Source organism: Streptomyces sp. BF23-19 (assembly GCF_041106355.1).
GTDB classification, from domain to species: domain Bacteria; phylum Actinomycetota; class Actinomycetes; order Streptomycetales; family Streptomycetaceae; genus Streptomyces; species Streptomyces virginiae_A.
In genome coordinates this window covers 48,369-55,763 of record NZ_JBGBPT010000028.1, presented here as the reverse complement: position 1 = coordinate 55,763, position 7,395 = coordinate 48,369, and the positions used below count along the sequence as shown (strand labels likewise).

At 73.5% G+C, this 7,395-nt stretch carries 5 protein-coding genes; all 5 read right to left on the bottom strand.

Features of this window, described 5'->3' with window-relative positions; genetic code table 11:
- Positions 1-61 precede the first annotated feature (61 nt).
- Positions 62-1,165 carry a PP2C family protein-serine/threonine phosphatase gene (locus AB8A24_RS17915; RefSeq protein ID WP_369476567.1) on the bottom strand — a complete coding sequence of 368 codons (1,104 nt, stop codon included), beginning with the start codon at positions 1,163-1,165 and terminating at the stop codon, positions 62-64.
- A 137-nt stretch (positions 1,166-1,302) separates the two neighbouring features.
- Positions 1,303-3,846, bottom strand: a complete 2,544-nt coding sequence (gene pheT / locus AB8A24_RS17910) for a phenylalanine--tRNA ligase subunit beta (protein WP_369476565.1) — start codon at positions 3,844-3,846, stop codon at positions 1,303-1,305.
- Positions 3,846-4,973, bottom strand: coding sequence for a phenylalanine--tRNA ligase subunit alpha (gene pheS, locus AB8A24_RS17905; protein ID WP_328964005.1), 1,128 nt, complete (start codon positions 4,971-4,973; stop codon positions 3,846-3,848). The genes pheT and pheS overlap by 1 nt, the downstream gene beginning before the upstream one ends.
- 151 nt (positions 4,974-5,124) lie before the next feature.
- Positions 5,125-6,363, bottom strand: coding sequence for an ATP-binding protein (locus AB8A24_RS17900; protein ID WP_328964004.1), 1,239 nt, complete (start codon positions 6,361-6,363; stop codon positions 5,125-5,127).
- Positions 6,364-6,419: 56 nt separating this feature from the next.
- Positions 6,420-7,280, bottom strand: a complete 861-nt coding sequence (locus AB8A24_RS17895; protein ID WP_030723466.1) for an RNA methyltransferase — start codon at positions 7,278-7,280, stop codon at positions 6,420-6,422.
- Between the last annotated feature and the right edge of the window lie 115 nt (positions 7,281-7,395).

Below are 7,395 nucleotides of genomic sequence, written 5' to 3'. Positions count from 1 at the left end.
GGGCCGAGAGCGCGCGCCGGGCCCATCCCCCGGGCCCGGCGTTGATGTCCGGGGCCGGTGGTCAGGACCGGTCGTTGCGGAGCACCAGCAGGGCGACGTCGTCGGCGAGCCGCCCGCCGGTGTGCCGGAGCAGGGCGGCGTGCACGCCCGCCACCAGCCGCGTGGGCGTCGCCGCCGCCTCCTGCGCGAGGACGCCCGCCAGATCGAAGAACCGCCCGGCCCGGTCGCGGGCGTCCTCGGCCCCGTCGGTGTACAGGAACAGCGTCTCCCCCGGCCGGAGTTCCCCGCAGGCGTGCGGCCACATGTCCGCCGGCACGGGCACCACCCCGAGCGGCGGTAAGGTCTCGCCCCCGGCCAGCGGCAGTACCTGCGTGGAACCGGGCGCCGCCCGGACCCGGTCCTCGATCGCCGGACGGGCTGATGAATTCACCCCCGCCCGGGGGCCCCTCCCAGCGGTGGCCGGGGGAGATTGAGGCGCGGGGTCCCAGGCGGAGCCCCGGCCGCGCGCGGCGCAGTGTTCCGCAATCGGAGCCGGACGGACCAGGTAGGGCCAGGGATGGCCGCAGTTCAGAGCCAGCAACGTGCCGTCCCCCGCGATCTGGAGGAGCAGGACCGTCACGAACTCCTCCGCCGCGGCGGAATCCGGCTCGGCCCGCGCCCGGTCACAGACATGGCGTCCCAGCGCCCGTTCCATCCGCCGCAGCACACCGTCCAGCGCGGGTTCGTCGTACGCCCCCTCGCGGAAGGCCCCGAGCACCGCGGCGGCCGCGCCCAGGGCGGGCAGCCCGTGGCCCCGGACGTCCCCGATCACCACCCGGATCCCGTACGCCGTCGGCACGACCTCGTACAGGTCCCCGCCCACCGCCGCGCCCCGGCTCGCCGAGAGCTGCGCCGCGGCCGGCGTCAGGCCGTCGATCCGCCCCGGCAGCGGCCGCAGGAGCGCCCGCTGCGCGGCGCCCGCGATCTCCTGCGAGCGGCGCAGCTCGCCCAACAGCTCACGCCGGATGTGCAGCGCGCATCCGGTGGCCAGCAGCAGGAAGGCCGCGCAGGTGGCCAGGCTCGGGGCCAACCGCCCCGGCGTGGACAGCTCCCAGGACACCGCGGCGCCGGCCCAGGCCAGGACGCACACCCGGCGCACCAGGGGCATCTCCCCACGCGTGATCATCCGTAGGACTCCCCTCCGGCCGGATCGATTGTGTCGACCGACCGGCGCCCCGGACACGGGCCAACGGGGTTCTCACCCGAACGAGTGAGGGGCAGGCCCGGTGGTCCGGACCTGCCCCTCACGCGTGTACGAAGCGACTACGCGCCCCGGAGCACCGCCCCGGTCCGCTCGCCCGCCAGGGCCACCGCCGCGTCGCGCGCGGCCGTGGACTCCTCGGCGGTCAGCGTCCGGTCGGCCGCGCGGAAGCGCAGCGCGTAGGCCAGGGACTTCTTGCCCTCGCCGACCTGCTCACCGGTGAACACGTCGAACAGCCTCAGCGATTCGAGGAGTTCGCCCGCGCCCTTGCGCAGCGCGGCCTCCACCGAGGACGCCGGGACCGACGCGTCGACGATCAGCGCCACGTCCTGGGTCGCCACCGGGAAGGAGGAGATCCGCGGAGCCTGGAGGGCCTCGCCACCGGACGCCGCGAGGCGGTCCAGGTCGATCTCCATCGCGCTGGTACGGGCCGGCAGGCCCATCGCCTTGACCACCCGCGGGTGCAGCTCACCGGCGTGGCCGATGACCTGCTCCACCCCGCGCAGGGTGACGACCAGCTCGGCACAGCGGCCCGGGTGCCAGGGGCCGTACTGGCCCTGGCGGACCACCAGCTCGGCGCCGGCCTCGACGGCCAGCGCGCGGGCGGCCTGGACCGCGTCGGCCCAGTCGGCCGGGCGGCCCTTGCCCCACCAGCCGGCCTGCTCGCGCGCACCGGCCAGCACGACCGCGGCGTACCGCGGCTGCGCGGGCAGGGCCGCGTTCAGGGTGGCGATCTCCTCGTCCGTGGGACGCCGGTCGACGGGCAGCCGTACGGCGACACCCGGCCGGGCGGCGGCCCGGAAGACCGAACCGGTCTCGAAGAGCGCGAGGTCGTGGCTGCCCCGGCTGTCGTTGCGGCGCAGCGCGCCGAGCAGACCCGGCAGCAGCGTGGTGCGCAGCGCCGGCTCCTCGTCGGAGATCGGGTTGACCAGCTTGACGACCTGGCGGGCGACGTCGTGCGCCGGGAGCTGGAGCTGGTCGAAGACGCCCTCACCGATGAACGGGTAGCTGAGCGCCTCGACGTAGCCCGCGCCGGCCAGCGCGCGGCCGACCCGGCGGTGCAGTTGCTGCCGGGCGGTCAGACCGCGGCCGGAGGGCACCTGCGGGAGGGTCGACGGGAGGTTCCCGTAGCCCTCCAGCCGGATGACCTCTTCGGCGAGGTCGTTGGGCGCGGCGAGGTCGGGCCGCCACGAGGGGACGGTGACGACGAGCTCGTCCTGGCCGTAGACGTCGCAGCCGATCTCCTGAAGGCGGCGCACGACGGTCTCGCGGCCGTACTCCATGCCCGCCACCCGGTCCGGGTGGTCCGCGGGCATGGCGATGGTGCGCGGCGCGCCCGGGGCGACGACCTCGGTGACGCCCGCCTCGGCGGTGCCGCCCGCGAGGAGCACGAGCAGGTCGACGGTCCGCTGCGCGGCCGCGGCGGCGGCCTGCGGGTCGACGCCCCGCTCGAAGCGCTTGGAGGCCTCGGAGGACAGCTTCAGGCGACGGGCGGTGCGCGAGATCGACACGGAGTCGAAGTGCGCGGCCTCGATGACGACGTCCGTGGTCCCCGTGACCTGGCCGGTCGAGCCGGAGGGATCGAAAGGCGTGGTGACGGAGTCGGCGATCTCGGTGTTGGCGCCGCCCATGACACCGGCGAGGCCGATCGGCCCGCTGTTGTCGGTGATCACCAGGTCCTCGGCGTCAAGCTTGCGCTTGACCCCGTCGAGGGTGATCAGCTCTTCACCCTGCTCAGCCCGACGCACACCGATCGGGCCCTCGACGGACGAGCGGTCGTAGGCGTGCAGTGGCTGGCCGAGCTCGAGCATCACGTAGTTGGTGATGTCCACGGCGAGCGAGATCGGGCGCATGCCCGCCTTCTGCAGGCGGCGGGTCAGCCAGATCGGGGAGCGCGCGTCGGGGTCGAGACCGGTCACCGTGCGGGCGGTGAAGCGGTCGCAGCCGGCCGGGTCGTCGACCTTGACCGGGTAGCCGTACGAGTTCGGCCGGGGCACGTCGAGCAGCGCCGGGTCGCGCAGCGGCAGGCCGTAGGCGGTGGCCGCCTCACGGGCGACACCGCGCATGGACATGCAGTAGCCGCGGTCCGGGGTGATGTCGATGTCGAGGACCTCGTCGACGAGCTGGAGCAGCTCGATCGCGTCGGTGCCGACCTCGTGCTCGTGCGGCAGCACGATGATGCCGTGCGTGCCGTCGTCGCCCATGCCCAGCTCGTCGCCGGAGCAGATCATGCCGTGCGAGGTGCGGCCGTAGGTCTTGCGCGCGGCGATCGCGAAGTCGCCGGGCAGGACCGCGCCGGGCAGCACGACGACGACCTTGTCGCCGACGGCGAAGTTCCGGGCGCCGCAGACGATCTCCTGCGGCTCACCGGTGCCGTTGGCCTGACCGACGTCGACCGTGCAGAAGCGGATCGGCTTGCGGAAGCCCTCCAGCTCCTCGATGGTCAGCACCTGACCGACGACGAGCGGACCCTTGAGGCCGCCGCCGAGCTGCTCGACGGTCTCGACCTCGAGGCCGGCGTCGACCAGCTTGGCCGCCACGTCACGGCCGGTTTCACCCGCGGGGAGATCGACGTACTCCCGCAGCCAGGAAAGCGGGACGCGCATCAGATCTCACTCCCGAACGGCCGGGTGAAGCGAACGTCACCCTCGACCATGTCTCGCATGTCTTCGACGTTGTGGCGGAACATCAGCATCCGTTCGATGCCGAACCCGAAGGCGAACCCGCTGTACTTCTCGGGGTCGACGCCGCAGGCGACGAGCACCTTGGGGTTGACCATGCCGCAGCCGCCGAGCTCGATCCAGCCCTCGCTGGAGCAGGTACGGCACGGGCGGTCGGGGTTGCCCACCGACTCGCCGCGACACACGTAGCACTGCATGTCCATCTCGGCGGACGGCTCGGTGAAGGGGAAGAAGTGCGGGCGCAGCCGCGTGGTGGTGCCCTCGCCGAAGAGCTCCTGGACCATGTGGTCCATGGTGCCCTTGAGGTCCGCCATGGTCAGGCCCTCGTCCACGGCGAGCAGCTCGACCTGGTGGAAGACCGGGGTGTGCGTCGCGTCGAGCTCGTCGGTGCGGTACACCCGGCCCGGGCAGACGATGTAGACGGGGGGCTTGCGCTCCAGCAGCGAGCGCGCCTGCACCGGGGAGGTGTGGGTGCGCAGCACGACGCCGGACTCGTCGCCCTGGGTGCCCTCGGGGCCCTGGACGAAGAAGGTGTCCTGCATCTGGCGCGCCGGGTGGTCCGGCGTGAAGTTGAGGGCGTCGAAGTTGAACCACTCCGCCTCGACCTCGGGGCCTTCGGCGACCTCGTACCCCATGGCCACGAAGATGTCCGCGATGCGGTCCATCAGCGTGGTCAGGGGGTGCCGGGCGCCGGCGGGGACGCGGTCGTAGGGCAGCGTGACGTCCACGGCCTCCTCGACCAGCACCCGCTCGTCGCGCTCGGCTTCGAGCTCGACCGTGCGGGCCCCGAAGGCCTTGTTCACGGCGCCGCGGGCCTGGCCCACGAGCTTGCCCGCGGTGGCCTTGGCCTGCGGGGGCAGCGCGCCGATCTCGCGGTTGGCGAGCGCCAGGGGCGAGCGGTCGCCCATGTGCGCGGTCTTCGCCTCACGCAGCGCGTCGAGGTCGCCGGCGGACGCGAAGGCGGTGAGCGCCTCGTCCCGCATGCGCTCGATCTCTTCCGGTTTCAGTGCCTCGACCTCGACAGGGTCGTACGACTTGTTCGGTGCCGACATCTCTTCCCGTACTTCCGATGGCTGGCTGGTGGGTCCCCGTACGACAGGATCGGACCGATCGACGCAGAGACACAAAGGTGCCAAAGGACGAGTCTAAAGGTCGCTGGGGGTGGAGGAGCCCGTGGGCCGCCTGCCGAGACGCTCCGCAGGGCTACTGCGTGAGGTACGCGGGCGCGCTCACGGGCAGGATAAATCGGAACTCGGCGCCGCCGCCGGGGCCGCGGCCGACCGTGATGGTGCCGCCGTGGGCCTCCACGATGCCCTTGACGATGTACAGGCCCAGGCCGGTGCCGCCGCGCTTGCTCCCCCGCCAGAAGCGGGTGAAGACGCGGCCCATCGACTCCTCGGGGATCCCGGGGCCTTCGTCGGTCACGGTGACGGCGGTTCCCTTCTCATGCGGCGACACCCCGATGGTGACCGTTCCCTCGCCGTGGCGCACCGCATTTTCCAGGAGGTTGCCGAGGATCTGGTCGATCTTGTCCGGATCGGCCCACAGGTCGGGCAGCGGACGGCTGACGCTCACGAGGAACCGCTCGGGGGCCTGCCCGTTCGCGGTGAGCGCCTGCACGTGTCGGCCGACGGCGGTGGCGATGTCGACGGGCTGGCGGCGCACCTCCAGGCGACCGGAGTCGATGCGGGAGATGTCGAGCAGCTCGGCGATGAGCCGGGTGACGCGGTTGGCGTCGGCGTCGACGGTCTCCAGCATCAGCCGCTTCTGGTCGTCGGTGAACCGCTCCCACTTGGCGAGCAGGGTGGCCGTGAAGCCCTTGACCGAGGTCAGCGGGGACCGCAGCTCGTGCGCGACGGTGGCGATCAGCTCGGCGTGGCTGCGCTCGGTGCGCCGGCGGGCCTCGGTACCGCGCAGGGTGACCACGAGGCGGCGCAGCGGGCCGGTGGGGTGCGTACGGACGTAGCTGGCGGAGACCAGCACCTCGCGGCCGCCGGGAAGCAGCAGGTTCCGCTCGGGCTGTCCGCGGCGGGTGGTGAGGCCCCCGTACGGGTCGGTCAGCGCCCACCAACGGCGACCTTCGAGGTCCTCCAGCGGGAGGGCCCGCTCGATGGGCGTGCCGAGCGCCTGGGCCGGGTCGGTCGCGGTCATCCGGGCGGCGGCCCGGTTGAAGCAGATCACGCGCCCGGTGGCGTCGGCGACGACGAGCCCGTCGGGCAGGCAGTCGGGGTCGATCCCGAAGCCGAGCGCGTCACCGGGGGCGCCGCCGCCCAGGACGGCCCCGCGGGCCGTGCCCTGCGGCGGTACGCCGCGCAGCGCTTCGGAGGCGAGTACGGGGGGCACCGCGTCGACGGGCCCGCCCGTACGGGCGCAGGGGCCGACGGGCATCGGCGGACCGGCCGTCGTGCCGGCCCCCGGCGAGCTGTTCGTACCGACGGTCATGTCCCCGTACCCCACATCTCCGAGTAGCGCAGTGGGCCCCCCGGGCCGCCACATTACTAGCTGGGGGTCACAGAGCGGCACCCTCCGGGCGCCCGCTGTGCACGCGCGGACGCGTAGAGGCACACGGCGGCGGCCGTCGCCAGGTTCAGGCTCTCCGCTTTTCCGTGGATCGGGACCCGTACGACGGCGTCCGCCAGGGCCCTGGTCTCCTCCGGCAGACCCCAGGCCTCGTTGCCGAAGACCCAGGCGGAGGGCCCGCCCATGGTGCCCGCGTCCAGCTCGGCGTCGAGGTCGTCCTCGCCCGCGCCGTCGGCCGCCAGGATCCGTACGCCCGCCGCCCGGAGCCCCTCGACGGCCTGCTCGACCGGGACGCCGACGGCGACCGGGAGGTGGAAGAGGGAGCCGACGGAGGCCCGTACCGACTTGGGGTTGTAGAGGTCCACGGAGGCGTCGGTCAGCACCACCGCGTCGGCACCGGCGGCGTCCGCGCAGCGCAGCACCGTACCGGCGTTGCCGGGGTCGCGGACGTGCGCGAGGACGGCGACGAGCTTGGGCCGGGCCGCCAGGATCTCCTCGAACGGGGAGTCCAGGAAGTGGCAGACACCGACCAGGCCCTGCGGGGTGACGGTCTGGGAGACCTCGGCGAGCACCTCGTCGGAGGCGTAGTGCACGCGGGCCCCCGCGTCCAGGGCGGCCTCGATGATCCCGGAGTAGCGCTCGGCGGCCTCGACGGTGGCGAACAGCTCGATCAGGGTCGACTCGCCCGTGGGACCACGGTGCTCGACGGCCTCGCGGACGGCCTGCGGGCCCTCGGCGATGAAGCGGCGCTCCTTGGTGCGGAAGTTGCGCCGCGCCAGACGCCTGGCGGCGGCCACCCGCGTGGATCGGGGGGAGATCAGCTCGTCGGGGTGACCCATGGTGTGTGCGGTTCTCTCTCGGGGTTCCGGGCGGGACGGCCCGCGGAGAAGAGGTCGGAGACGTCCCGTCGCGGCGGGCGCGGGGCGGCGGACTGCGGCGGCTGAGGCTCGGGGC

What these genes read in the sequence shown, in the direction of transcription:
- AB8A24_RS17915 (WP_369476567.1), bottom strand. Translation starts at nt 1,165, where the DNA reads ATGATCACGCGTGGGGAGATGCCCCTGGTGCGCCGGGTGTGCGTCCTG.
- pheT (WP_369476565.1), bottom strand. Translation starts at nt 3,846, where the DNA reads ATGCGCGTCCCGCTTTCCTGGCTGCGGGAGTACGTCGATCTCCCCGCG.
- pheS (WP_328964005.1), bottom strand. Translation starts at nt 4,973, where the DNA reads ATGTCGGCACCGAACAAGTCGTACGACCCTGTCGAGGTCGAGGCACTG.
- AB8A24_RS17900 (WP_328964004.1), bottom strand. Translation starts at nt 6,363, where the DNA reads ATGACCGTCGGTACGAACAGCTCGCCGGGGGCCGGCACGACGGCCGGT.
- AB8A24_RS17895 (WP_030723466.1), bottom strand. Translation starts at nt 7,280, where the DNA reads ATGGGTCACCCCGACGAGCTGATCTCCCCCCGATCCACGCGGGTGGCC.